This window comes from Sphingomonas sp. Xoc002 (assembly GCF_050408055.1).
In the GTDB taxonomy this organism is placed as follows: Bacteria; Pseudomonadota; Alphaproteobacteria; order Sphingomonadales; family Sphingomonadaceae; genus Sphingomonas; species Sphingomonas yabuuchiae.
Genome location: NZ_CP191175.1, coordinates 2,201,452 through 2,225,058 on the forward strand (window position 1 = coordinate 2,201,452; position 23,607 = coordinate 2,225,058).

At 67.0% G+C, this 23,607-nt stretch carries 22 protein-coding genes; 7 read left to right on the top strand and 15 right to left on the bottom strand.

What is annotated here, in order from left to right:
• Positions 1–3 precede the first annotated feature (3 nt).
• Positions 4–996: a porphobilinogen synthase gene (gene hemB / locus ACQR50_RS09785; protein ID WP_428968167.1), complete on the bottom strand. Its 993-nt coding sequence runs from the start codon at positions 994–996 to the stop codon at positions 4–6.
• A gap of 103 nt (positions 997–1,099) precedes the next feature.
• Here hemB and ACQR50_RS09790 point away from each other — a divergent pair, with 103 nt between their 5' ends.
• The gene (locus ACQR50_RS09790) at positions 1,100–1,954 is read left to right on the top strand and encodes a diacylglycerol/lipid kinase family protein (protein WP_428970681.1); all 855 of its coding nucleotides are present in this window, start codon (positions 1,100–1,102) and stop codon (positions 1,952–1,954) included.
• A 120-nt stretch (positions 1,955–2,074) separates the two neighbouring features.
• Here ACQR50_RS09790 and ACQR50_RS09795 read toward each other — a convergent pair whose 3' ends face one another.
• The 7 genes from ACQR50_RS09795 to ACQR50_RS09825 are packed head-to-tail and all read right to left on the bottom strand — an operon-like array spanning position 2,075 to position 9,573.
• A complete protein-coding gene (locus tag ACQR50_RS09795; RefSeq protein ID WP_428968168.1) occupies positions 2,075–3,523 on the bottom strand; it encodes an MATE family efflux transporter in 1,449 nt (482 codons plus the stop codon).
• On the bottom strand, positions 3,520–3,732 hold the full coding sequence (locus ACQR50_RS09800; RefSeq protein ID WP_428968169.1) for a hypothetical protein: 213 nt from the start codon (positions 3,730–3,732) through the stop codon (positions 3,520–3,522). The genes ACQR50_RS09795 and ACQR50_RS09800 overlap by 4 nt, the downstream gene beginning before the upstream one ends.
• A complete protein-coding gene (locus tag ACQR50_RS09805) occupies positions 3,729–4,613 on the bottom strand; it encodes a hypothetical protein (protein ID WP_428968170.1) in 885 nt (294 codons plus the stop codon). Before ACQR50_RS09805 ends, ACQR50_RS09800 begins: the two co-directional genes overlap by 4 nt.
• Positions 4,614–4,650: 37 nt before the next feature.
• Positions 4,651–7,299, bottom strand: a complete 2,649-nt coding sequence (gene alaS / locus ACQR50_RS09810) for an alanine--tRNA ligase (RefSeq protein WP_428968171.1) — start codon at positions 7,297–7,299, stop codon at positions 4,651–4,653.
• A 32-nt stretch (positions 7,300–7,331) separates the two neighbouring features.
• On the bottom strand, positions 7,332–7,643 hold the full coding sequence (locus tag ACQR50_RS09815; protein ID WP_428968172.1) for a hypothetical protein: 312 nt from the start codon (positions 7,641–7,643) through the stop codon (positions 7,332–7,334).
• Positions 7,640–8,320 carry a phytanoyl-CoA dioxygenase family protein gene (locus tag ACQR50_RS09820; RefSeq protein ID WP_428968173.1) on the bottom strand — a complete coding sequence of 227 codons (681 nt, stop codon included), beginning with the start codon at positions 8,318–8,320 and terminating at the stop codon, positions 7,640–7,642. Before ACQR50_RS09820 ends, ACQR50_RS09815 begins: the two co-directional genes overlap by 4 nt.
• Positions 8,317–9,573 carry a M24 family metallopeptidase gene (locus tag ACQR50_RS09825; protein WP_428968174.1) on the bottom strand — a complete coding sequence of 419 codons (1,257 nt, stop codon included), beginning with the start codon at positions 9,571–9,573 and terminating at the stop codon, positions 8,317–8,319. The genes ACQR50_RS09820 and ACQR50_RS09825 overlap by 4 nt, the downstream gene beginning before the upstream one ends.
• Positions 9,574–9,649: 76 nt before the next feature.
• On the opposite strand from ACQR50_RS09825, the gene ACQR50_RS09830 reads away from it, so the two are divergent.
• Entirely contained in the window at positions 9,650–10,981 is a 1,332-nt protein-coding gene (locus tag ACQR50_RS09830) for a dicarboxylate/amino acid:cation symporter (protein WP_428968175.1), read from the top strand.
• A 17-nt stretch (positions 10,982–10,998) separates the two neighbouring features.
• On the opposite strand, the gene ACQR50_RS09835 is transcribed toward ACQR50_RS09830, so the two are convergent.
• From ACQR50_RS09835 to ACQR50_RS09860, 6 genes are all read right to left on the bottom strand, one after another.
• Positions 10,999–11,625, bottom strand: a complete 627-nt coding sequence (locus ACQR50_RS09835; RefSeq protein ID WP_058744062.1) for a glutathione S-transferase family protein — start codon at positions 11,623–11,625, stop codon at positions 10,999–11,001.
• Between the two features lie 527 nt (positions 11,626–12,152).
• Positions 12,153–13,037: a class I SAM-dependent methyltransferase gene (locus tag ACQR50_RS09840; protein WP_428968176.1), complete on the bottom strand. Its 885-nt coding sequence runs from the start codon at positions 13,035–13,037 to the stop codon at positions 12,153–12,155.
• 33 nt (positions 13,038–13,070) lie between these two features.
• Positions 13,071–14,144, bottom strand: a complete 1,074-nt coding sequence (gene recA / locus ACQR50_RS09845; protein WP_042482753.1) for a recombinase RecA — start codon at positions 14,142–14,144, stop codon at positions 13,071–13,073.
• 93 nt (positions 14,145–14,237) lie between these two features.
• On the bottom strand, positions 14,238–15,074 hold the full coding sequence (locus ACQR50_RS09850) for a 4-(cytidine 5'-diphospho)-2-C-methyl-D-erythritol kinase (protein WP_428968177.1): 837 nt from the start codon (positions 15,072–15,074) through the stop codon (positions 14,238–14,240).
• 41 nt (positions 15,075–15,115) lie between these two features.
• The gene (locus ACQR50_RS09855) at positions 15,116–16,666 is read right to left on the bottom strand and encodes a tetratricopeptide repeat protein (RefSeq protein WP_428968178.1); all 1,551 of its coding nucleotides are present in this window, start codon (positions 16,664–16,666) and stop codon (positions 15,116–15,118) included.
• Positions 16,667–16,697: 31 nt separating this feature from the next.
• Positions 16,698–18,353 (bottom strand): electron transfer flavoprotein-ubiquinone oxidoreductase, encoded by a 1,656-nt coding sequence (locus ACQR50_RS09860; RefSeq protein WP_322538955.1) that lies wholly within the window; start codon positions 18,351–18,353, stop codon positions 16,698–16,700.
• A 143-nt stretch (positions 18,354–18,496) separates the two neighbouring features.
• Here ACQR50_RS09860 and ACQR50_RS09865 point away from each other — a divergent pair, with 143 nt between their 5' ends.
• The 3 genes from ACQR50_RS09865 (at position 18,497) to moaB (ending at position 21,758) form a co-directional block, all read left to right on the top strand.
• On the top strand, positions 18,497–19,255 hold the full coding sequence (locus ACQR50_RS09865; protein WP_428968179.1) for a uracil-DNA glycosylase: 759 nt from the start codon (positions 18,497–18,499) through the stop codon (positions 19,253–19,255).
• Positions 19,252–21,117, top strand: a complete 1,866-nt coding sequence (locus ACQR50_RS09870; protein WP_428968180.1) for a lytic transglycosylase domain-containing protein — start codon at positions 19,252–19,254, stop codon at positions 21,115–21,117. The genes ACQR50_RS09865 and ACQR50_RS09870 overlap by 4 nt, the downstream gene beginning before the upstream one ends.
• A gap of 113 nt (positions 21,118–21,230) precedes the next feature.
• Positions 21,231–21,758: a molybdenum cofactor biosynthesis protein B gene (moaB, locus tag ACQR50_RS09875; protein WP_428968181.1), complete on the top strand. Its 528-nt coding sequence runs from the start codon at positions 21,231–21,233 to the stop codon at positions 21,756–21,758.
• Here moaB and ACQR50_RS09880 read toward each other — a convergent pair whose 3' ends face one another.
• Positions 21,759–22,091 carry a VOC family protein gene (locus ACQR50_RS09880; RefSeq protein WP_428968182.1) on the bottom strand — a complete coding sequence of 111 codons (333 nt, stop codon included), beginning with the start codon at positions 22,089–22,091 and terminating at the stop codon, positions 21,759–21,761. It lies immediately after the preceding gene.
• Positions 22,092–22,193: 102 nt separating this feature from the next.
• Here ACQR50_RS09880 and ACQR50_RS09885 point away from each other — a divergent pair, with 102 nt between their 5' ends.
• A complete protein-coding gene (locus tag ACQR50_RS09885; RefSeq protein ID WP_428968183.1) occupies positions 22,194–23,261 on the top strand; it encodes a PA0069 family radical SAM protein in 1,068 nt (355 codons plus the stop codon).
• A 48-nt stretch (positions 23,262–23,309) separates the two neighbouring features.
• On the top strand, positions 23,310–23,444 hold the full coding sequence (locus ACQR50_RS09890) for a hypothetical protein (RefSeq protein ID WP_428968184.1): 135 nt from the start codon (positions 23,310–23,312) through the stop codon (positions 23,442–23,444).
• Positions 23,445–23,607 lie beyond the last annotated feature (163 nt).

Here is a 23,607-nt window from a genome sequence, read left to right on the forward strand (position 1 = left end):
GGTTCAGGCGTTCAGCAGTCGTGCGGCATGGGCGGCATGATAGGTCAGCACGCCCGAGCATCCGGCACGCTTGAATGCCATCAGCGTCTCCAGCACCATCGCGTCGCGGTCCGCCGCGCCCGCCGCGACCGCCGTCTCGATCATCGCATATTCCCCCGACACCTGATAGGCGAAGGTCGGCACGCGGAACTCGTCCTTCACCCGGCGGATGATGTCGAGATAGGGCAGGCCCGGCTTCACCATCACGCTGTCCGCGCCCTCGGCGAGGTCGAGCGCGACTTCGCGCAGCGCCTCCTCGGCATTGGCATGATCCATCTGATAGGTGCGCTTGTCGCCCTTCAGCAGACCGCGCGTGTTCACCGCATCACGGAACGGCCCGTAAAAGGCGCTGGCATATTTGGCGGCATAGGCCATGATCTGAACGTTGACGAAGCCCTCGCGCTCCAAGGCGGCGCGGATCATGCCGATGCGGCCGTCCATCATGTCCGACGGTGCGATCACGTCCGATCCGGCGCGCGCCTGGGTCAGCGCCTGCTCGACCAGCGCATCGGCGGTGTCGTCGTTGACGACATAACCCGCCGCATCGACCAGCCCGTCATGGCCATGCGTCGTATAGGGGTCGAGCGCGACATCGGTCAGCACGCCGATCTCGGGCACGGCATCCTTGATCGCGCGGATCGCCCGGCACATCAGATTGTCGGGGTTCATCGCCTCGCGCCCGTCATCGGTGCGCAGGTGCGCGGGCGTGTTGGGGAACAGCGCCAGACAGGGAATACCCAGGTCGGCGGCTTCCCTGGCGCGCGCGACGATCCCGTCCAGCGACCAGCGCGACACGCCGGGCAGGCTGGCGATCGGTTCCTCCACGCCCTGCCCCTCGGTCACGAACAGCGGCCAGATCAGATCGGCCGGGGTCAGCACCGTTTCCGCATGGAGTCGACGGCTCCACTGCGAGGCACGAGTACGACGAAGGCGAAGCGCGGGATAAGATGCGGTCATCAAAAGGGCTTGTGCGGGATCGGACCGCGCTTGCCAAGCGTTGCGTGCAAAGCGTTCCGGGGGCGAAAGGAATATAGGCGTGCGAGAGATTCGATCGGCAGCGATGGTGGTGAATGCCAAGTCGCGGCGCGGCCAGGCCTTGTTTCAGCGGGCCTGTGCGGCGATGTCGGACCTTCCCTACAAGGTCGACGCCCGCGCGGTGGAGGATCCGAAGGATCTAGAGCCGACCGTGCGCGAGTTGCTGGCGGCCAAGCCCGACCTGCTGATCCTGGGTGGCGGCGACGGGACGATCAGCGGGCTCGTCGACCTGATGGTCGGGCATGACGTGATGCTGGGCGTCCTGCCGCTCGGAACCGCGAACAGCTTCGCCCGCTCGCTCGGCATTCCCCTGACCATCGAAGGCGCGGTCGACGTGATCCGCACCGGCCGCCCGCGCCGCATCGATCTGGGCATGATCGACAATGACTATTACGCCAATTGCGCGGCGATGGGGATCAGCCCCAAGATCGCCGAAACGGTCCCGCACGGCCTGAAGCGCGTGGGCGGACGGCTGGGCTATCTCGCCTGGGCGGCCTATCAGTTCCTGCGCTTCCGCCCCTTCACCCTGATCGTCGAGCAGAATGGCGAGCGAGAGCGACTGCGCGTCGTCGAGGTGCGCATCTCCAACGGCCCCTATCATGGCGGCACCGAGTTGGTGGATGCCGCCGCCGTCGACTCGGGCGAGATCGTCGTCCAGGCCGTGTGCGGTCATGTGAAGCGCCGCCTGATCGTCAACTGGGCGGCCAGCATCCTGCGCAGCGACTATCGCAAGGAAAAGGTCCGCGATTTCCGGGGGCGCGAGATCAAACTCACCACCATCCCGCCGCTTCCCATTTCGATCGACGGCGAAGTGCTGGCGCGTACGCCGGTGACGGCGAAGATCGCACCGGGGATCATCGAGGTCATCGCGCCCGCCTAAACGACCCTCACCCTTCCCACCCGCTTGCAGCGGGCGGGCCCCTTCCCTCTCCCACCGGGAGAGGGAGGGAGGCGCAAAGCGCCGGAAGGGTGAGGGTATTTGACTACATACAGGGGCACCCTACCCCACCGGCATCGCCTTGTTCGTCGGCTGCCCCTCGGCCAGCGCCTGTTCCTCGCATTCCTCCTTGCCCGCCGCCGGAGCCATCCGCCCCTTGCGCCAGCCGCCATGCCGGTAATAACCGATGGTCATCAGCATCGAGGCGAGCGAGCCCGCCGGAAAGCTCCACCAGATCGCGTCCGCGCCGAGGCTCGGCTCGAGAAGGTTGGCCAGGCCGAAGCGCACCGGGAACATCGCGATCGCCAGAATGACGAGCGGCCCGACCACCGCGCCATTGGCCCGCACCGTCGCGGCCAGCACCATCGACACGCCGAACAGCATGAAGCTCCACCCGCCGATCAGGTTGATCTTGGCCGCAATGCCGATCGCGCCCTGTTCGTTCCCCAGGAACAGCCACAGCACATGCCGGTCGAGCAGCGTGACCGCCAGCACCAGTACGCCGGTCAGCAACAGGTTCATGCGCAGGCCCGCACGGGTGATCCGGTCGACCCGGTCCCACTGCCCCGCGCCGATATTCTGCGCCGCCATCGCGCTGACCGCCGCGCCGACCGCCATGGCGGGCATCTGGATATAGGTCCAAAGCTGATTCGCCGCGCCGTAAGCCGCCGTCGTCGAGGTGCCGTGTCGGTTGACCAGCCCCATCATCGCCAGCGCCGAAGTGGAGACGACCAGCATCTGGAGCCCCATCGGGAACCCCTTGACCACGATGGTCTTCAGCAACTCGGCGGTCGGGAGCAGATAGCGCCACTCGGCGCCGCGCAACCGGATGACCAGATCCTTGGCATAGAGATAGGTGACGAGCGCCAGCAGCGATCCGGTATTCGCGATCAGCGTGGCGATCGCCGATCCCTCGATCCCCAGCGCCGGGATCGGTCCCAGCCCCAGGATGAAGACCGGGTTGAGTGCCACGTCGAGGACCGAGCCGAGCGCCATGAACTTCAGCGGCGTGATGGAATCACCGACCCCGCGCAGCGCCATGGTCAGCAACACCGAGATGAAGCCCGGCGGCATCGCGACGAAGATCACCCGCAGATAGGCGAGCGCGAGCGGAAAAACTTCGGGCGGGGTCGCCAGCGCGCGCAGGATGGCGGGCGCGGCCAGCCATCCTACTCCCACCGTCGCGGTCGAGATCACCGCAAACAGCCCCAGCGCCGATCCCAGCACCCGGCGCATCGCCTCCACGTCGCGCCGTCCCATCGCCTGCCCGATCAGGATGGTCGCGGCCATGCCGAAGCCGAAGGTCGCCGCGACCAGCAGGAACATGATGATATTGGCGTTGGTCGTCGCCGCCAGCGCCCGCTCGCCTAGAAACTGGCCGATCCAGATCGCGTTGATCGACCCGTTCAGCGATTGCAGCACGCTCGACCCCAGGGTCGGCAGCGCGAACAGCAGCAAAGTCTTGCCGATCGGTCCGGCGGTCAGGTCGCGGCGTCCGCTTGGCGGTTTCACGGTTTCTCGTCTCCGGCGGTCCATTCGTCCTCGATGAAACGCGTCATCGCGGCATATTGGATCATCGGTGATCGATTTCCGTACCCCGTGTAAAGGCCGCGCCAATAACCCCAGTCGCACGCCGGCAGTCCGATGCGGGGCATGACCGCCCTCAGCACGCCGGGAGCCTTGGCGAGACAGGGCGACACGGCCCGGCCCCGCCGGATCATTTGCCTGCGGTTTCCTCGCGGATGGCGCGCGTCATCTCCGACACCTGTTGCGCCCCTTGCGCATGGGGGCGACTGTCATAGAGTCCGCTCAGCAATCCCCGGTCGAACGCCGTCAGTTCCGCAGGAGCGGCCGCATCGGTGTCGAACAGGGTCAGGATCGTCGCCGACGTCATCCCCTCGACCGGCCTGGTCGCGGCCATGGTCCGCATCACGGCATAGTCGGCAATCTGGCCCAGCGTCTTGTTCAGCAGGGCCTGACGCTTGATGACCACGACCGAGGCGGCGATGTCCTGACGGATCGGACTCAACAACCGCGACGCCGCACCGAGTTTCATCTCGGGCCAGTTCGCCGTGGGGCTGTCCTGTTGCAAAACGAGATCGCCGTCGCGCGATACCCGCATGGCAGCGTTCCAGGCATAGACGGGTCCCGCCCCCTTCACGATGCGGCTGACCGCCGGGCGGGACAGGTCCCCGAATATCTGGGGAGACCGCTCGCGCAACGCCGATAGCTGTTGCTGCGGATCGTCGGCGAACAGGACCAGGATATTCGGCGTGCAGCCATCGGGGGCCATCTTCATGCCCAGCGACTCGACCGTCGCCATCATGCGGCGAAGGATCTCCTCGCTGGCCGAGACCGGCAGCCCGGCGGTGCCGATGCAGACGGGCGCACGAAACCGCATGAGCGGCATGGCCGATGTCGGTCGCCCGGTGACGCCGACGACCTGATCGCGCACTTCGCGCTCGGTGGCCTGGGGCCGTGCGGTCACGACGACCGCCTCGCCGGTCGTGGTGGGGGGCGTAGGGGTCTGCGGCGGTGCCGTTTGCGCCAGGAGCGGCGATGGCAAGAGAAGCATGGCCCCCGTCAAGAAGGCCGTCGTCATTCCCCTGCGCATCGCCACTCTCCCCTGGCTAGTGAAATTACCCCGCGATCGCGTCCCGGACCGCCTGGAGCGCCTCGGCGCCCTTGGTGCCGTCGGGACCGCCGCCCTGGGCCATGTCGGGACGGCCGCCGCCGCCCTGCCCGCCCAGCGCCGCCACCGCCTTGCGCAGCAGCTCGACGGCATTGTGCTTGCCCGTCAGATCGTCGGTCACGCCGACCGCGACCGAGGCGCGGCCGTCATTGACCGCGACCATCACCGCGACGCCCGATCCGCCCAGACGCTGCTTGGCATCGTCCACCGCGCCGCGCAGCCCCTTCGCCTCGAAGCCGTCGAGCACCTGGCCGATGAACGCCACGTCGCCGATCTGCTCGGGGCCAGCCGCCGCACCACCGGCCCCGCCGCCCATGGCGAGCGCCTTCTTCGCCTCGGCCAGTTCGCGTTCCAGACGGCGCCGATCCTCGACCAGCGCGGCGATGCGCGCAGGCACCTCGTCCGGCGTGGTCTTCAAGGTCGCGGCAGCGGCCTTCAGCATGTCGTCGCGGTGCGACAGATAGGCGCGCGCGCCCTCGCCGGTCAGCGCCTCGACACGGCGTACGCCGCTCGACACCGCGCCTTCCGACACGATCTTGAACACGCCGATCTCGCCCAGCGCATTCACATGGGTGCCGCCGCAGAGTTCGAGGGAGTAGGTGCCGTCGGCATCCTCACCCATCGACACGACGCGCACCTCGTCGCCATATTTCTCACCGAACAGCGCCATCGCGCCCATTTCGATCGCTTCGTCGGGCGTCATCAACCGAGTGACGACCGGGCCGTTGCCGCGCACCTGCTCGTTCACCTTCGTCTCGACCTCGGCAATGTCGTCGGCAGTCATGCCGACCGGCTGCGAGAAGTCGAAGCGCAGGCGTTCGGGGGCGACCATCGAACCCTTCTGCGCGACATGGGTGCCCAGCCGCTGACGAAGCGCCTCATGCAACAGGTGCGTCGCCGAATGGTTGGCGCGGATCGCGGCGCGGCGCGCGGTGTCGATGGCCAGCTTGACGCTGTCGCCGACCTTGATGCCGCCTTCCTGGATCTCGGCATTGTGCACGAACACGCGGCCAAGCTGCTTGGAGGTGTCGGTGACGACCGCCTTCAGACCCGTATCGCTGGAGATGGTGCCGCTGTCGCCGACCTGGCCGCCGCTCTCGCCATAAAAGGGCGTCTGGTTGACGATGACCGATACCGTATCGCCAGCGGCAGCGCTGTCGACCCGCGCCCCGTCCTTGACCAGCGCGAGCACTTCGCCCTCGCCGGTGTCGGAGGCATAGCCAAGGAATTCGGTCGAGCCCGTCTCTTCCGCGATGTCGAACCACACATCGTCCGACGCCTTCGCGCCCGAGCCCTTCCAGGCGGCGCGCGCGGCGCGCTTCTGCTCGGCCATGGCGGCGTCGAAGCCCGCGCGGTCGACCGACAGGTTCTGCGCGCGCAACGCGTCCTCGGTCAGGTCATAGGGGAAGCCGAACGTGTCATAGAGCTTGAACGCCGTCTCACCCGCCAGCGTCGCGCCGGGCGCCATGCCCGCCGTCGCTTCGTCGAGCAGCTTGAGGCCCTTGTCGAGCGTCTGGCGGAAGCGCGTTTCTTCCTGCTTCAACGTAGCTTCGATCAGCGGCTGCGCGCGGACCAGTTCGGGATAGGCCGCACCCATCTCGGCGACCAGCGCCGGGACCAGCCGGTGCATCAACGGCTCCTTGGCGCCCAGCAGATGCGCATGCCGCATCGCGCGGCGCATGATGCGACGAAGCACATAGCCGCGCCCCTCATTGGCGGGCAGCACGCCGTCCGCGACCAGGAAACCGGCCGAGCGCAGATGGTCGGCGATCACGCGGTGCGATGCCTTCTGCCCGTCCTCCGCCTTGGTGTGGGTCAGTTCGCACGACGCGGCGATCAGCGCCTTGAAGGTGTCGGTGTCGTAATTGTCGTGCACGCCCTGCAGGACGGCGGCGATCCGCTCCAGCCCCATGCCGGTGTCGATCGACTTCTTGGGCAGCTCGCCGACGATCTCATTGGCTTCCTGCTCGAACTGCATGAAGACCAGGTTCCAGATTTCGACGAACCGGTCGCCATCCTCCTCCGGGCTGCCGGGAGGGCCGCCATAGATATGGTCGCCGTGATCGTAGAAGATTTCGGAGCACGGCCCGCACGGCCCGTTCTCGCCCATCGCCCAGAAATTGTCCTTGGTCGGGATGCGGATGATCTTGTGATCGGGCAACCCCGCGACCTTCTTCCACAGGTCGAACGCCTCGTCATCGGTGTGATAGACGGTGGCGGTCAGCTTTTCCGGGTTGATGCCCCAGACCTTGGTCAGAAGGGTCCAGGCATGGGTGATGGCCTGTTCCTTGAAATAGTCGCCGAACGAAAAATTGCCCAGCATCTCAAAGAAGGTATGGTGGCGCGCGGTATAGCCGACATTGTCGAGATCGTTATGCTTGCCGCCCGCGCGCACGCATTTCTGCGAACTGGTCGCGGTGACATAGGGCCGCGATTCCAGGCCGGTGAACACGTTCTTGAACGGCACCATGCCCGCATTCACGAACATCAGCGTCGGGTCGTTCTGCGGCACGAGCGGCGCGGAGGGCACGATCTGGTGCCCTTCGCTTCCGAAATAGTCGAGAAAGCCGCGGCGGATGTCGTTGGTCGAGGTCATAAGCGCGGGCTTAGGCGAGGTTTCGCGCGCGCTCAAGCGCCCGCGCGTTCGGCTCGTTCCGTCGCATCGTGGCGAGCGGCGGGGCGACGCCACCACAGATACCGGATCAGGACGAACCCCAGGCCATCGCCAACCAACCGGCCGATGGGATGCCCGGCCATGTCGGCGGCATGCTCGAACCGCCCCAGCGTCAAGCCAAGGGCGAACAGAATGGCGGGCAATCGCGGCTCGGTCACGCCGAAAACGCGGCCGAGGAGCCAATAGGCCAGCGCACAGATGATGACGGCGTTCAGCAGGCCGTTGGCAAGGCCCACCAGCATTTCAATCACGAGATCAATGGTCATGATAGCCTCCCCTGCCCCTCCGTGCCCCAGCGCAAACCACCCGGCAAGTCATCCGCCGACAGATCGATCTGCAAGACCCGCCGGTGCCGCCCCGGTCCGGCGCGGGCCGAGGCGTGAAGGATCAGCGTGCGGTACAGCCAAACCTCGCCCGCCCCAGCCAGACAAACAGCCTCGCCCAGCTGACCGACGACGCCCTCAATCGCATCCTCGGCGATCAGGCCCAGCCGGTGCGATCCCGGTGCGACCAACAGCGGCGCATTGTCCGCATCGACGGGATCGAGATGGAGGCGGACCGTGAGCATGCGCTCCAGCAGCGACACCGGCGGCGCGACATGGACGCGGCCCTGCTTGACGGTCCATGGCCCGAACCCCGCGACCTCGCGTCGCTCGACCACCTCGATGGTCCGGTCCTGGTGCCAGCCCAATGCCCAGTTCGCGCCGTCCTGCTTGTCGAACAGGATCGCGCGGACCGGCCGCACGCCTTCGCCGACAACCGACTTCATCGCAGCGCAGAGCCGGTGCACGGAGGACAATCCGACGGCGCGGGCCGGATCGATCCGCCGTCCCGGACGACCGTCGGGCCAGTCGCCGAACAGCGCCGCCAGCTCGGCCAGTTCTTCGTCATCCAGCCGCGAGGGCCACAGGGCATAGCCGCGCGCGTCCAGCTCGGCGATCATCCGATCGGCGCCTCGATCGCCTTGGGCGGCGTCGAGAACCAGAGCGGCCCGCTATCGGTCATGTGGAAGCAATCCTCGATCCGGATGCCGAACTTGCCCGGCAGATACAGCCCGGGCTCGTTGGAGAAACACATGCCGGCGGCCAGCGGCGTCGCTTCGCCATGCACGAGATTGACCGGCTCATGCCCATCCATGCCGATGCCGTGCCCAGTCCGATGCGACAGGCCGGGCAAGCGATAGCCGGGACCATAACCCTGCCCTTCGTAGAAACGCCGCACGGCATCGTCGATGCTGCCTGCGGGCGCGCCGATCCGCGCCGCCGCGCGCGCGACCTGCTGGCCCTTCGCCACCGTGTCCCAGACCTTGCGCTGTTCCGCACTGGCGTGGCCATGGACCCAACTGCGAGAGACATCGGACTGATAGCCCTGTACCGTGCAGCCGCAGTCCATCAGCACGACCTGGCCGTCCGCCACCCGGTGCACCTGCTTGCTGCCATGCGGGTAGGCCGAGGCTTCGCCGATCAGCGCCATGCTGAACTCCGGCGCGCCGCCCAGCTTGCGGGTGGCGGCGCTCATCAGTGCGCCCATCTCCGCGCCGGTCATGCCCACCTCGACGCGGGGGTAGACCCAGCGATAGGCCGCCATCGTCACATCGGTCGCCACCTGCATCAGCGCGATCTCGGCGGGCGTCTTCATCATCCGGCATCCGCGCACCACCGGATTGGCCGAGACCAGCCGCATGTCGGGCAGCAACTTTCGCATCCCGTCGAATGCGAAGAAGCGCGCCGTCTCCTCAATCCCGACCGGGCGGTTCGCCAGCTTGCGGTCGCGCAGGAACCCCGCGACGACGGCCAGCGGATTTTCGTCCTCCTGCCACACCCGCACCTCGGCGGGCACGGCCAGCGTTTCCCGGACCGAGGGCTTCTCGAAAAACGGCGTGACGATGCACGGCTGACCCTCGACCGGGATGACCACGGCGGTCAGCCGCTCGCTGCGCCACCATTGGACGCCGGTGAAATAGACCATGGTCGAGCCGGGCTCGATCAGGATCGCCCCGATCCCGTTCGCCTTCATCAAGGCCTGCGCCCGCGCCAGCCTCCGCGCCCGTTCCTCCGGGCCGATCGGCACCGCCCCGCCGGTGATGTCGGACAGCGCCGACAGGTCCGGCTCGGCGGCACGCAGCAACCCCGGCCGGACGAAGAACGGCAGGGCGGCGGCCGCGATGATCGCGCGGCGGGACAACAGGGTCTGCATGACGGTGACGATAGAATTCTTGACCTGAGCGCCGCAATGCCCTTGGCTCGCTCGTGGATTTTAATTTGGGGTATGCATGGCCAAGCGGCTGACCTTGTACATCTTCATCGGCCTCGTCCTGGGGCTGATCGTGGGCCTCTCGCTCAACCTGTCGCTGAATGACGGCAGCGCGGCGGCAACCGCGCAACTCAAGACGATCGCGGGCTATTTTGCGATCGTCACCGGCCTGTTCCTGCGCCTGATCAAGATGATCATCGCGCCTTTGGTCTTCGCGACCCTGGTGTCGGGAATCGCACAGATGGGCGATACCAAGGCGCTGGGGCGGATCGGGGTGCGCTCGCTCGCCTGGTTCATTTCGGCCAGCCTCGTCTCGCTCAGCCTAGGCATGTTGCTGGTCAACCTGCTCCAGCCCGGCGTCGGCCTGAACCTGCCGTTGCCCGCCGTCACCGCCGATAGCGGGGTGGTCAAGGCCGGGTTCGACCTTCAGAAATTCGTGACGCACCTCGTCCCCGCCTCTCTGATCGAGGCGATGGCGACCAACGAGGTTCTTCAGATCGTCATCGGCTCGCTGTTCCTGGGCGTCGCGATCACGGCGGTCGGCGAGCGCGCCGCGCCGCTGGTCCGGGCGGTCGATGCGCTGGTCGCGGTGATGTTGCAGGTGACCGATTACGTCATGCGGGTCGCGCCGATCGCGGTCTTCGCCGCCGTCGCAGGCACGCTGACCGAGCAGGGGCCGTCGGTGATCGGCAAGCTCGCCATCTTCATGGGCAGCTTTTACCTGGGCCTCATCCTGTTGTGGTGCGTGCTACTCGGCATCGCGGCGCTGTTCATCGGCCCGCGCGTGCGCGACCTGATCGCGCATATCCGCGCGCCTTTGATCCTCGCCTTCTCGACCGCGTCGTCTGAGGCCGCCTATCCGCGCATCCTGGAGGGGCTGGACCGGTTCGGCGTACCGCCGCGCATCGCCAGCTTCGTCCTGCCGCTGGGCTATTCGTTCAATCTCGACGGCTCGATGATGTACATGACCTTCGCGTCGCTGTTCATCGCGCAGGCTTACGGCATCGACCTGTCGATCGGGCAGCAGATCACGATGCTGCTCGTGTTGATGGTCACGTCGAAGGGGATTGCGGGCGTGCCGCGCGCCTCGCTGGTGGTGATCGCGGCGACCATGCCGATGTTCAACATTCCCGAGGCGGGCCTGCTGCTGATCCTGGCGGTCGACCATTTCCTCGACATGGGGCGCTCGGCGACCAACGTCATCGGCAATGCCGTGGCAAGTGCGGTCATCGCCAAGTGGGAAGGTCCGCTCGATCCGCCCGAGCCGGTGGATGTGGCGTCGCTCCACGCACCCTCGGGCACGCCTCCGAAGGATGCCCCCGACAGCTTCCGCCAGGTCGGGGGGCATTGATCGTCGGACCCTATGCCTCACGCATAGGCATAGGGTCCGCCCTTGGCGAGCGCCGCCTGATAGGCCGGGCGGGCATGGATACGCTCCAGCCAGGCGATGGTGGCCGGGCGGCGCTCGTCCAGACCGGCACGGGACCGCGCGGCCTCCAGCGGAAAGCTCATGATGATGTCGGCCGCCGTCATCTGCTCGCCCGCGAACCAGGGCGAGCGCGCCAGTTCGCTTTCGACATAATCGAGATGGCGGTCGACCATCGGCTGAAAACGCTTCATCGCCACCTTGCCCATGACCGGGATGCGGCTAAGCACCAACGTGACGAACAGCGGCGGCATCAACGATCCCTCGGCATAGTGCAGCCAGAAGCGCCAGCGCTGCATCGCCTCCCGGTGCGCGGGCGGGCCAAGACGGCCATCGCCCTTGCCGACCAGATATTCGATGATCGCACCCGTCTCTGCGATCACCAGCCCGTCATCCTCGATCACCGGCGACTTACCGAGCGGATGCACGGCGCGGAGTTCGCGCGGAGCCAGCATCGTCTTGGGGTCGCGCTTATAGTGCTTGACCTCATAGGGGAGGCCCAGTTCCTCCAACATCCACAAGATGCGCTGCGACCGGCTGTTTTCCAGATGATGGACGATGATCGTCATGGCTTTTCCCCTCGATTGCGCGGCTCAACGCGCCAAGCGGGATAGCGGACGCATCGGGGGGCTGGTCCTGTGTTGCAGGCTCGAAAACTCAGCGAAAAGATCGCTGCCCGGATCCGCAACCGGCCTCTTCGTCCCTCTCTATTGGAGCGGGGGAGGGTTAGCGCGGCTTGGGTAAAGGGTTGAGCGATCCAAAGGCTAGCGCGCTTGGCCAGCGAGCGACCACCCCTCACCGAGCTTCGACCAGGCCTTTGCTTTCGCAAAGACCAAGTCTGGGCCACCCTCTCCCCTCTATGAGGGGCGAGGGAAGAAGAGGACGGCTGAATGTCGATCCACTCTAGATCGATCCACCCCTCCCCTTCAGTGGAAGGGCCGGGGGTGGCGCGCTTCCGCAAACGCCATATCTTTGGTGATCCCCCACCCCAACCCAGCACCAGGTCGAGCAGGCTCCCAGCCTGATCTAAACCGCGCAGGGTGCGGTTTACCTGATGCTCCTGAAGAGGAGGGGCTCGACACGGGTCGACCCTATGTCATCTCGATCCAGCTCCGCCATCCCCATGCGCAACGGCCCGCCATATCCATGCCGAGGCGGGCAACGCGATCCGGTCGCCGGTGCGATACCGCAACAGCGCTTCCCGCAAGGCCGTCTCCATCCGCCGCCGTTCATCGGGGGCGGCCTGCGCCAACGCCCGCGCAGCGGGACCGATTTGCGACAGGAAGGACAGCGCGTCCTCGACCGGATCGTCGCCTTCGCCCACCACATAGTCGAACGGCACGCGCGCGGCGCCGTCAGTTTGCCATCCGCTTTCCATGAACCACGCCCCGACCTGGTTCATGTCGGCAAAGGCAAAGGGGCTGGGCGCGTAACCCTCGTCCTGCGGGGGAGCGATACCGATCGCGGCATCCGCCAGCGTCGCGAAACCATTGGCGGCGCGTTCCGCAAAGCAGGAAAAGACCAGCCGAGCGCCGTCGCGTGCGGCGTGCCGCAAGGTGGTGAGCGCCTCGACAGGATCGGGAAAGAACATCACGCCATGACGCGAGCATAGCAGATCGAACGGCCCTTCGGCGGCCGCCACGGTCAGCGCATCGCCGCACCGGAAACGCAGGCCATCGCCAGCCGCGTCGCCCGCCCGCGCCCGTGCCACCGCCACCAATTCCGGCGAGAGGTCGACGCCCGTCATGCGCAATCCCGGCCGCGCTGCCCGGAGCGCGAGGCTGGTCGCCCCCGCCCCACAACCGATATCGAGTGCATGGCCCCGTTCGGGCGCCACCGATGCGATCGCCACGTCGAGGTGACGGGACAGGTCCGCCAGGCTGCGGTCGGTCCGGCGCCATTCCGCGGCCCAGACATCGCCGACCCGCCCCCGCCAATCCATTCCGCCCGTCACGATCCAGCCCCCGATGCTCTCAAACAAAAAGGCCCGCCATTGCTGGCGGGCCCCATAGTCTTAGATGTCGTCCTCGGCATCGGGGCCGGTCATCATCTCCTCGGCGACCTTTTCGGTGCGCTGGCGGATCGCCCGTTCCAGACGATCGGCCATGTCGGGATTGTCGCGCAGGTAATTTTTGGCATTCTCACGCCCCTGCCCGATGCGGACCGAGTCGTAGGAGAACCAGCTGCCCGACTTCTCGACCAGACCCGCCTTGACGCCCAGGTCGAGGATCTCGCCGATCTTCGAAATGCCTTCGCCGTACATGATGTCGAATTCGACCTGCTTGAACGGCGGTGCGACCTTGTTCTTCACGACCTTCACGCGGGTCGCGTTGCCGGTCACTTCCTCACGATCCTTGATCGCGCCGGTGCGACGGATGTCGAGCCGGACCGAGGCATAGAATTTCAGCGCGTTGCCACCCGTCGTCGTCTCCGGGTTGCCGTACATCACGCCGATCTTCATGCGCAGCTGGTTGATGAAGATCACCATGCAGCGCGAACGGCTGATGGAGCCGGTCAGCTTGCGAAGCGACTGCGACATCAGGCGGGCCTGAAGGCCGACATGGCTGTCGCCCATCTCGCCCTCGATTTCCGCGCGCGGCACAAGGGCGGCGACCGAGTCGACCACCAGCACGTCGATCGCGTTCGAGCGGACGAGCGTATCGGTGATCTCGAGCGCCTGCTCGCCGGTATCCGGCTGCGACACGATCAGTTCGTCGATATTGACGCCCAGCTTCTTGGCATAGACGGGGTCGAGCGCGTGTTCGGCGTCGACAAAGGCAGCGGTGCCGCCCATCTTCTGCGCCTCGGCGATGACGTGCAGCGCCAGCGTAGTCTTGCCCGAGGATTCAGGGCCATAGACCTCGATCACGCGGCCGCGCGGCAGGCCGCCGACACCGAGCGCGATGTCGAGGCCGAGCGAGCCGGTCGAGATCGCCTCGACCTGCATCGCTTCCTTCTGGCCCAGCTTCATCGCCGAGCCCTTGCCGAATGCCCGGTCGATCTGGGCGAGTGCGGCGTCCAGCGCCTTTTGCCGGTCTGCGTTTGCGGTTGCCATGCCTGTTTCGATCACTTTCAGATTGGCGGCCATCAGATGCTTCCCTCGCTAGACCAACCTTGTGGTCCATTCAACGCATCTGCAATGTATGTGTTTTGTTCCATGAGAACAAGATGCGAACAAAGCCTATCGCAAAAAAGTCGGCAGCGCCCACCAACCCTGCGTCCGCGCCGCGTCTGCCGCCGCATCGCGCGCGTCGGTATCGGCGAAAATCGCAAAGCAGGTCGCGCCCGATCCCGACATGCGCGCCAGATCGACGCCCGGCGCGCTCGCCAGCAGGGCCAACACCGCGTCGATCTGCGGCGCGATGGCACGGGCGGGCGGCTCCAGGTCGTTGCGCCCCGCCGCCGCGACGGTCATCACATCCCCCTGCCCCAACGCTCCCCGGTCCATACCGTCCCAACGCCCGAATACCGCCGCCGTCGACACGGCGACGCCCGGATTGACCAGCAGGACCGGCCGCTCGCCCAGCGGCTCCAGCGGTTGCAGCGCATCGCCCTTCCCCTCGCCGCGCGAGGTCCGGCCGAGCAGACAGGCGGGAACGTCCGCGCCCAGCTCAGCCGCCAAGGCGAACAATACGGGATCATTTATTGCCACGCCGTGCAGCCGCGCCAGCGCACGCAAGGTCGCCGCCGCATCCGCCGAGCCGCCGCCAATGCCCGACGCGACGGGAAGATGCTTGTCGAGGGTAATGGCATGTCCCTCGCTCACCCCGAACCGCGCGCCAAAGCCGAGCGCCGCGCGCATGACGAGATTGTCGTCCTGCGATTCGCCCGCCAGCACGCTGGCGAACGGGCCGGTCAGCGTGAGGCTGGGTCTGTCCGCGCGCTCGACCGCGACGACATCCCCGTCACGGCAAAAGGCGAACAGCGTCTCCAGCTCATGATAGCCATCCTCACGACGACGTCGCACATGGAGCGCCAGATTGATCTTGGCCGGGGCGGTTTCGACGATAACGGTCATGCCCATCCCATGCGTCGCACGGGCGCGCTCGGCAAGGCCGGTCAGCCCGCGATCTTGGCGGCCAGCTTGGCCTGCTCCGTGTCGTCCGCCGTCAGTGCCGCCGCGCGCCAGGCATAGCGCGCCTCGTACCGCCGCCCCAGCGCCCAGTATATGTCGCCCAGATGGTCGTTGATCTCGCTATTGGCGGGCTCGGCCATGGCGGCGCGCTCGACCAGCGGCAGGCCGCGCCTGGTCTGCCCGGCCTTGTGATAGGCCCAGCCGAGCGAATCGGTGATCGAGGCATCCTCGGGGGCCAGTTTGCTCGCCTTTTCGAGCAGCGCGAGCGAGCCCGGCACGTCCCTGCCCCGCTCGATCCGTGCATATCCCAGATAGTTGAGCGCCAGCGGCTGGTCCGGGCCAAGCTCGACCGCCTTGGCCAGCGCCACATCCGCCTCGTCCTTGCGCCCGGCCTGATCCAGCGCCCCGCCATATTGCAGCCATGCCGCCCAGGGCAGGGCCGGGTCGGCGCGGGTGACGCGCTCATACCAGGGGACCGCATCGGCCGGGCGCTTGGCGGCGATCAACTGGTCGGCATAGACCTGCCAATCGTCGAGGCTGGAATCCTTGGCGGTCGCCAGCCCTTGCGCGAGCATCAGCGCCTCGCCCTGTCGCCCCGCCTCGGCGAGCAGGCCGATGCGGACGATCGCGGCGCGGTGGGTGAAGGCGCCGCGTGGCCGCACGTCCCGGATCGCGGCGATGGCGGCATCCCACGCCTCGTCCTTCGACAGGGCCTCGGCCATGATCAGCCGGGCGCGGTCATTGTCGGGGTCGGCGATCAGGGCGGTGCGGGTCAGGGCGATGACCAGCGGGCGCGGCCCCTCGCTCGCCAGTTCGCCGCCGATCCGCACCAAAAGTTGCGACACGCCGAAACCGAGATCGGGCTTGGCGCCCAGTGACTTGCGATCGGCCAGGACGAGCGGATCGCTGAGCAGCGCGCGGGCATTGGCCTCGTCGCCGCGCCCCGCCACGATCTCGGCGGCGGCGATCCGGGTGTCGGGGGCCGCGCGCATCGTCTCCAACAGGACACGGACCGAGGCCGGGTCGATCCGCTTGCTCGCCAGCGCCAGCAATATACGATGCTCGTCGGCCAGCCGCTTGGCCACCGGTTCCTTGCCCGCGCTGTCGAGGCCGGGCTCGACCGGCTGCTTGCGATCCCACGCGGCCCAGGCGCGCAACACCGGCGACAGGATGCGCAGCGCGCCGCCATCGATCCGGGTCAGCGCGGCGTCATATCCTGCCCGGTCGCCTTTGCGCGCCGCGATCGCCAGGTCGAGCAGCGCGACGTCGAGCGGCGCGACATTCTCCGCCTCCATCACCCGCGCGGACTTCAGCGCCAGCGGGACGTCGCCGCTGGTCATCGCCTCGCGATAGGCGCGCACCGCGACGGCGGGGTCGTCGGGCCAACCGGCCAGCGCAACGGCATAATCGTCGCTGGCCGCCGCCGAGCGCCCTTCCGACGCCGCGACCCGCGCCGCCAGATAGGCCGATAACGGCGAGCGGGGCACCTCCACCGCCGCCAGCGCCGATGCGGACCAGCAGGCCCCGACCAGCATCAATCCGGTCAGGGCACGGAAAAACGGACGCTTACATATTGGGATAATTGGGTCCTCCGCCGCCTTCCGGCACCACCCAGTTGATGTTCTGGGTCGGGTCCTTGATGTCGCACGTCTTGCAGTGGACGCAGTTCTGGGCGTTGATCACGAATTTCGGATCGCCCTCTTCCACGCCCACCACCTCGTAAACACCGGCGGGACAGTAGCGTTGCGCAGGCTCGTCGAACAAGGGCAGGTTGTGCGCGATCGGCACATCCGCGTTCTTCAGCGTCAGGTGGACCGGCTGATCCTCTTCGTGATTGGTGTTCGACAGGAACACCGAGGACAGCCGGTCGAAGGTCAGCACGCCGTCGGGCTTGGGGTAGTCGGGTTTCTTGACCTGATCCTTGCGCCACAGGCTTTCGTGATCGGGCTTGTGCTTCATGGTGAAGGGCATCTTCAGGCCGAAATGCTCGGCCCACATGGTCGCGCCCGCCAGACCCGAGCCCAGCGTGTCGCCATATTTCTTGACCAGCGGCACGACGTTACGGACGGTCGAAAGCTCCTTGTGGAGCCAGGACGCACGGAACGCCTCGGGATAATCGGTCAGCTCGTCGCCTTCGCGCCCGGCCTGCACGGCGGCGAAGGCCGCCTCGGCCGCCAGCATCGCCGACTTCATCGCGCCGTGCGTACCCTTGATGCGCGGCACGTTCAGGAAGCCCGCCGAACAGCCGACCAGCACGCCGCCCGGGAAGGTCAGCTTCGGGATCGCCTGAAGCCCGCCGTCATTGATCGCGCGCGCGCCATAGGAGACGCGCTTGCCGCCCTTCAGCAGTTCGGCGATGACCGGATGGGTCTTCCACTTCTGCATCTCCTGGAACGGGGAGATATAGGGGTTGGTGTAGTTGAGCCACGTCACGAAGCCGAGCGCGACCTGCCCCCCCGCCTGGTGATAGATGAAGCCGCCGCCATTGGCGTCATGCCCGAGCGGCCAGCCCTGGGTATGGATCACCCGGCCCGGCACATGCTTGGCGGGGTCGATGTCCCACAATTCCTTGATGCCCAGGCCATAGACCTGCGGATCGCTGTCGCGGGCCAGATCGAACTGGCGGATGATCTCCTTGGACAGGTGACCGCGAACGCCCTCGGCGAAGAAGGTGTATTTAGCGTGCAGCTCCAGGCCCGGCTGGTAATCGGGCTTGCGGGTGCCGTCGCGCGCGATGCCCATGTCGCCGGTCGCGACACCCTTTACCCGACCATCCTCGTGGAACAGGATTTCGGCGGCGGCGAAACCAGGGAAGATCTCGACGCCCAACTCCTCGGCCTTGCCCGCCAGCCAGCGGCACAGATTGCCGAGGCTTCCGGTATAGGTGCCCTTGTTGTGCATGAAGGGCGGGGTCAGCGCGTGCGGCAGGTTGCGCTGCTTCGTCGCGCTCAGGATCCAGTGGAGGTTCTCCGTCACCGGCACCTCGGCCAGCGGACAGCCATCCTCGCGCCAGTCGGGCAGCAGCTCGTCGAGCGCGATCGGATCGATCACCGCGCCCGACAGGATATGCGCGCCGACCTCCGATCCCTTTTCGAGGACACAGACGGCCAGTTCGCCGCCCTGTTCGGCCGCAAGCTGTTTCAGGCGGATCGCCGCCGACAGGCCCGCCGGACCCGCGCCGACGATCACCACGTCATAAGGCATCGATTCGCGTTCGCTCATGGCATCCTCGCTTTTTGACCGCGCCGCTGCCGTAGCGTCCCGTTTGGCGGGCTCGTCCGGGCGCGGACGGAAAACATCTTGTCCTGACAGCCGATCCGACAGATTGACGCGCACGTCAACCTTGCAGCATGGGCTTACCCCATATGGGGGCTCTCTCAACGTTCGATACCGCACCGTTTGATGGTGCCCTGGCCGTCAGCGTACTGGACTGGTGGCATGATGCGGGCGTCGACCTGCTGGTCGAGGACGACCCCCGCGACTGGACGGCGCCGGAGCCGGCGCGCGCGCCGCTCGTCATGCCCGGCCAGGCGCCCGCCGCCGCCCTGCCCGTCGCGGGACCGGCGAGCTCGCTGCCCGATACGCTGGAGGCGTTCCTGGCCTGGCGTCTTTCCGATGCCGCGCCGGAGGCGACATGGGACGGCATTTCGCTCACCGCGACCGGGCCCGCCGATGCCGCTCTGATGGTGCTGGTCGACTGTCCCGACCGCGATGACGGCGATGCCGGTCAGATCCTGTCGGGTGCGCCGGGGCGGCTGTTCGACCGGATGCTTGCCGCCATGGGCCTGTCGCGTGAAACCGTCCATGTCGCCTCGGTCTGCGCGCGGCGGCCGATCGCGGGACGCACCCCCGCCGGGGTGGAGACGCGGCTGGCCGAGATCGCGCTGCACCATGTCGGGCTCGTCGCCCCGCGCGGGCTGCTGCTGCTCGGCAATGCGGCGAGCCGTGCCGTGCTCGGGACCGAATTGACCGACGCGCGCGGACATTCACATGTCATTGACCATAAAAGCGGAAAAACGAACGTCGTCGCCACGTTCCACCCGCGCTTCCTGATCGAGAAGCCGATGGCGAAGGCGGAAAGCTGGAAAGACTTGCAAAGGGTCATGGGGGATTTGCGCGCATGAAGCTGGGCCGGACGATCGCGAAGGGCGCGACCATCGGGGCTTTGTTGACGGTCGTCGGCGGCGCAGCCCTTGCCGCCGAACCTGTCCCCAACGCCGACGTCCGCAGCCCCGCCGCGCTCAAGGCCCCACCCGCCATCCCCGCATTGCTAGATGCCGATCAGAAGGCGGGCTATATGCGCGTCTTCGCGGCGATCCGGGACAGCCGCTGGACCGACGCGCAACTGGAACTCGACGCGCTCAAGCCCGGTCCGCTCCACGCCATCGCGCGCGCCGAACTCTACACCGCCAAGGGTTCGCCCAAGGTGGAGGTCGAGCGGCTGGTTGCCCTGCTGAACGAAGCGCCCGAACTGCCCCAGGCCGAGCAGCTGGCCCGCCTCGCCCGCTCGCGCGGCGCGCATGACCTGCCGCCGCTGCCCGAAGCGCACACGCTGATCTGGCAGGACGGCGCCCCCCGCCGCACCCGCGCCAAGAGCGTGCGCAGCGACCAGATCGCCGCCGATCTGGCCGTCAGGATGCAGCCCTTCGTCAAGGCGGACGACGGCCCCTCCGCGCGCGCGCTGCTTGAATCGACGCAAGGCCTGTCGCCCGAGGCGCTGACCGAGTGGCAGCAGAAGGTCGCATGGATCTATTTCCTCAGCGGCGACGACGCCAATGCCCGCATGCTGGCGGCGCAGGCCGCCGAAGGATCGGGCGACTGGGCCGTACAGGGTCGTTGGACTGTCGCCCTGTCCGCATGGCGTCAGAATGACTGTCAGGCCGCCGCCACCGCGTTCGAGGGTACGGCGGCGCGCGCCACCGATGTCGATCTGCGCGCCGCCGCGCTTTATTGGGCCGCGCGCGCCGACATGGTCTGCGGCCGTCCCGACAAGATCGAGGGCCGCCTGCGCTCCGCCTCGCAGTTCCGCGAGAGTTTCTACGGCCAGCTTGCGCGGCAGGCCCTGGGGATGCGCGGCGATCGCGAGCCCAAGGGACAGCTGGTCGCCACCGACTGGGCCGCACTGGATCGCCGCCCCAATATCCTGGTCGCCGCCGCACTGGTCGAAGTCGGCGAGACCGACCTCGCCGATCAGGTCATCCGCCAACAGGCGCGGATCGGCCAGCCGACGGAGTTCCGCAGCCTCGTCCGCCTCGCCGAGTCGCTGGACTTGCCAGCCACCACCGTCTGGCTGGCGCACAACTGCCCGGCAGGCGTGACCGCCACCGCCGAGGCACGCTATCCGACGCCGAACTGGGCACCCGACAGCGGTTGGCGCGTCGAAAAGGCACTGGTCTATGCCCATACGCTTCAGGAAAGCGGCTTCCGCAACAAGGTGGTCAGCCCGGCGGGTGCCTATGGCCTGATGCAGATCATGCCCGCCGCCGCGACCGATTTCGCGCGCGAGCGTGGCGTGTCGATCGACCGCAGCGCGCTGACCAAGCCGTCGACCAATATGGATATCGGCCAGCGGCATCTGGAACGCCTGCGCGACATGACCGGCGTGACCGGGGGCCTGCTGCCCAAGGTGATCGCGGCCTATAATGCCGGGCCGAAGCCGGTCGGCGAGTGGAACAGCTTGGTCCACGACAATGGCGATCCGCTGCTCTATATCGAGAGCATTCCCTATTGGGAGACGCGCGGATACGTCACCATGGTCCTGCGCAATTACTGGATGTACGAGGGCCAGACCGGCAAGCCGAAGTCGCCCAGCCGCGCGGCATTGGCGCAAGGGCTGTGGCCGCGCTTCCCGGGCTTGCCGGGTGCTTCGGCGATCCGCCTGCAACGCCCGAACGTCGCACAGGCGAGCGTAACGCCCAAGACGACCCTCGCACTGAATGCGACGGTCAGCCCGCAGTCGAATACGACGATGCCTCAGGCGAACTGATCGAGGCCGGGGACTCCCTTGGCCTTCGACTTCGCTCGGGCTGAACGAAGTCGAAGGCCACGCCCTGCCAACCAAGCCGCCCCCAAAATCCGCGCCGAGACGTTCACTCCGCCATGCCTATCGACCCGACCCGCAGCTTCACTCCCGTCCGCATCGCGGTGCTGACCGTCTCCGACACCCGCGCGCTGGCCGAGGACAGGTCCGGCGACACGCTGGTCGGCCTGCTTGCAGACGCGGGTCATGAACTGGCCGATCGCACCATCCTGCGCGACGATGCGGACCAGATCGTCGCCCAACTCAACCGCTGGATCGACGACGCCAGCATCGACTGCGTGCTGACCACCGGCGGCACCGGCGTCACCGGCCGCGACGTCACGCCCGAAGCCGTCGAACGCGTCGCGACCAAGATGATCCCCGGCTTTGGCGAACTCTTCCGCTGGCTGAGCTATCAGACCATCGGCACCTCGACCATCCAGTCCCGCGCCTGCGCCTGTGTGGCGCGCGGCACCTATATCTTCGCGCTCCCCGGCTCGACGGGTGCGGTCAAGGATGCCTGGAACGGCATCTTGCGCGACCAGCTCGACAGCCGCCACCGTCCCTGCAACTTCGTCGAGCTGATGCCCCGCCTGCTGGAGCGCTGATCAGTCCGCCTGCATCGCCGCCAATTCATGCCCGTCGACATCGCGGAAGTGAAAGCGCCGCCCGCCGGGAAAAGCGAAGATCGGCACGACGATCGACCCGCCCGCCGCCTCCACGGCGGAAAGCGTCGCCTCAAGATCGTCGACACGGATGACCGGCAGCGGGGCCTTCACCTTGTCCGATGCGGCATCGAGCCCGACATCGGTATCACCGCTCATCGTCGCGGCATAATCCGGCCCGAAGTCGGTGAAGGTCCAGCCAAACGCCTCTGCATAAAAAAGCTTCGCCGCCGCCCGATCGCCGACCGGCAATTCGAGATATTCCAGACGCGCCATTCGACCCTCCGTTCTTAATACGTTCCGATCATGATCGAATGGCTGCGGCGTAGCAAGTGTCCTATGCTTGCTCATTTGTTCCATTTATGTTCTATTCCAGCCATGTCGAAGATCGCGTCCCGAGGAGCCACCAATAACGCGACGAGCCGACGCTTCGCCCTGCCGGAGCGCGAGATGGACGGCGACTGGCTCGACGCGCAGTTGCTGGTCGACGGCGTGCCGCCGCCGCTGCGAACCAGCGTCACGGTCCTGACGCCACGGACGATCCTGACCCGCAACACCTCGCCCGACGTGCCGTTCAGCCAGTCGATCAACGCTTACGCGGGGTGCGAGCATGGCTGCATCTATTGCTTTGCCCGGCCGACGCACGCCTATCACGACCTGTCACCGGGGCTGGATTTCGAAAGTCGGTTATTTGCCAAGCCCGATGCCGCCGCCTTGCTTCGCGCCGAGCTGGCCAAGCCCGGCTACCGCGTCGCGCCGATCGCTCTGGGCACCAACACCGACCCCTATCAGCCGATCGAGGGCGAATGGCGGATCACCCGATCGATCCTGGAGGTACTCGCGGAGACGGATCATCCGGTGGCGATCACGACCAAGTCCGACCGCGTGGTGCGCGACATCGATATCCTGGCCCCGATGGCAGCGAAGGGGCTGGCAACCGTCTGCGTCTCGGTCACCTCGCTCGACGCCAAGGTCGCGCGGACGGTGGAGCCTCGCGCGCCGACGCCCGAGCGACGGCTGGCAGCCGTGGCGAAGATGGCGGCGGTAGGTATCCCCACCTATGTCTCGATCGCGCCCGTCATTCCCGCGATCACCGATCATGAGATCGAACATCTGGTCGCCCGCGCGGCGCAGGCGGGTGCCCGGCACGCCTTCTTCATCCCCATACGCCTGCCGCATGAGGTCGCCCCGCTGTTCCGCGCCTGGCTCGACACCCACTATCCCGAGCGCGCGGGCAAGGTCATGGCGATCATCCGGTCCCTGCGGGGCGGGCGGGACAACGATCCCGATTTCTTCACCCGGATGAAGGGGCAAGGGCCATGGGCGGAGTTGCTTCGGGTCCGCTTTCACCGTGCCTGTCGGCTGCATGGGTTAAACCTGGATCGGCCCCGGCTCGATACCAGCCTGTTCCGTCCGCCCAGAGGCCCGCAGGGTGAGCTATTCTGAGGATCGCCCAGCCTCTCCAAGGCGTTATGCGATGGAAGGAGAGATGCCATGATGACCGATCCCGAACAGACCGGCCCGGAAAACCTGCCCAACGAGGACGAAGCCGATACCTCCGGCGGCGGCTACGGCAATCACGGTGAGGCTGGCGAGGAGGAGCAGGATCGCCGCGAAGTCGGCGGCTGAGATCATCTGGGCTCGGGTCCAGAGCTATCGCGAAGGCCCAATTCCCATCGTCCACACGGGCCGCCCACCCCGGCAAAGGCCGGGGTCCAGCTACGACGCGATCGGTGCAAGCTGCCGACGCTTGTCAAGCTCGACCCCGGCCTTCGTCAAAATGTTGGAAGAC

Coding starts and splice junctions, on each gene's coding strand:
- ACQR50_RS09885 (WP_428968183.1), top strand. CDS start 22,194: ATGTCGAAGATCGCGTCCCGAGGAGCCACCAATAACGCGACGAGCCGA.
- recA (WP_042482753.1), bottom strand. CDS start 14,144: ATGGCCGCCAATCTGAAAGTGATCGAAACAGGCATGGCAACCGCAAAC.
- ACQR50_RS09865 (WP_428968179.1), top strand. CDS start 18,497: ATGGGGGCTCTCTCAACGTTCGATACCGCACCGTTTGATGGTGCCCTG.
- hemB (WP_428968167.1), bottom strand. CDS start 996: ATGACCGCATCTTATCCCGCGCTTCGCCTTCGTCGTACTCGTGCCTCG.
- ACQR50_RS09870 (WP_428968180.1), top strand. CDS start 19,252: ATGAAGCTGGGCCGGACGATCGCGAAGGGCGCGACCATCGGGGCTTTG.
- ACQR50_RS09880 (WP_428968182.1), bottom strand. CDS start 22,091: ATGGCGCGTCTGGAATATCTCGAATTGCCGGTCGGCGATCGGGCGGCG.
- ACQR50_RS09850 (WP_428968177.1), bottom strand. CDS start 15,074: ATGACCGTTATCGTCGAAACCGCCCCGGCCAAGATCAATCTGGCGCTC.
- ACQR50_RS09860 (WP_322538955.1), bottom strand. CDS start 18,353: ATGAGCGAACGCGAATCGATGCCTTATGACGTGGTGATCGTCGGCGCG.
- ACQR50_RS09890 (WP_428968184.1), top strand. CDS start 23,310: ATGATGACCGATCCCGAACAGACCGGCCCGGAAAACCTGCCCAACGAG.
- ACQR50_RS09805 (WP_428968170.1), bottom strand. CDS start 4,613: ATGACGACGGCCTTCTTGACGGGGGCCATGCTTCTCTTGCCATCGCCG.
- ACQR50_RS09820 (WP_428968173.1), bottom strand. CDS start 8,320: ATGATCGCCGAGCTGGACGCGCGCGGCTATGCCCTGTGGCCCTCGCGG.
- ACQR50_RS09835 (WP_058744062.1), bottom strand. CDS start 11,625: ATGACGATCATCGTCCATCATCTGGAAAACAGCCGGTCGCAGCGCATC.
- alaS (WP_428968171.1), bottom strand. CDS start 7,299: ATGACCTCGACCAACGACATCCGCCGCGGCTTTCTCGACTATTTCGGA.
- ACQR50_RS09825 (WP_428968174.1), bottom strand. CDS start 9,573: ATGCAGACCCTGTTGTCCCGCCGCGCGATCATCGCGGCCGCCGCCCTG.
- ACQR50_RS09815 (WP_428968172.1), bottom strand. CDS start 7,643: ATGACCATTGATCTCGTGATTGAAATGCTGGTGGGCCTTGCCAACGGC.
- ACQR50_RS09790 (WP_428970681.1), top strand. CDS start 1,100: ATGGTGGTGAATGCCAAGTCGCGGCGCGGCCAGGCCTTGTTTCAGCGG.
- ACQR50_RS09800 (WP_428968169.1), bottom strand. CDS start 3,732: ATGATCCGGCGGGGCCGGGCCGTGTCGCCCTGTCTCGCCAAGGCTCCC.
- ACQR50_RS09855 (WP_428968178.1), bottom strand. CDS start 16,666: ATGCTGGTCGGGGCCTGCTGGTCCGCATCGGCGCTGGCGGCGGTGGAG.
- ACQR50_RS09830 (WP_428968175.1), top strand. CDS start 9,650: ATGGCCAAGCGGCTGACCTTGTACATCTTCATCGGCCTCGTCCTGGGG.
- moaB (WP_428968181.1), top strand. CDS start 21,231: ATGCCTATCGACCCGACCCGCAGCTTCACTCCCGTCCGCATCGCGGTG.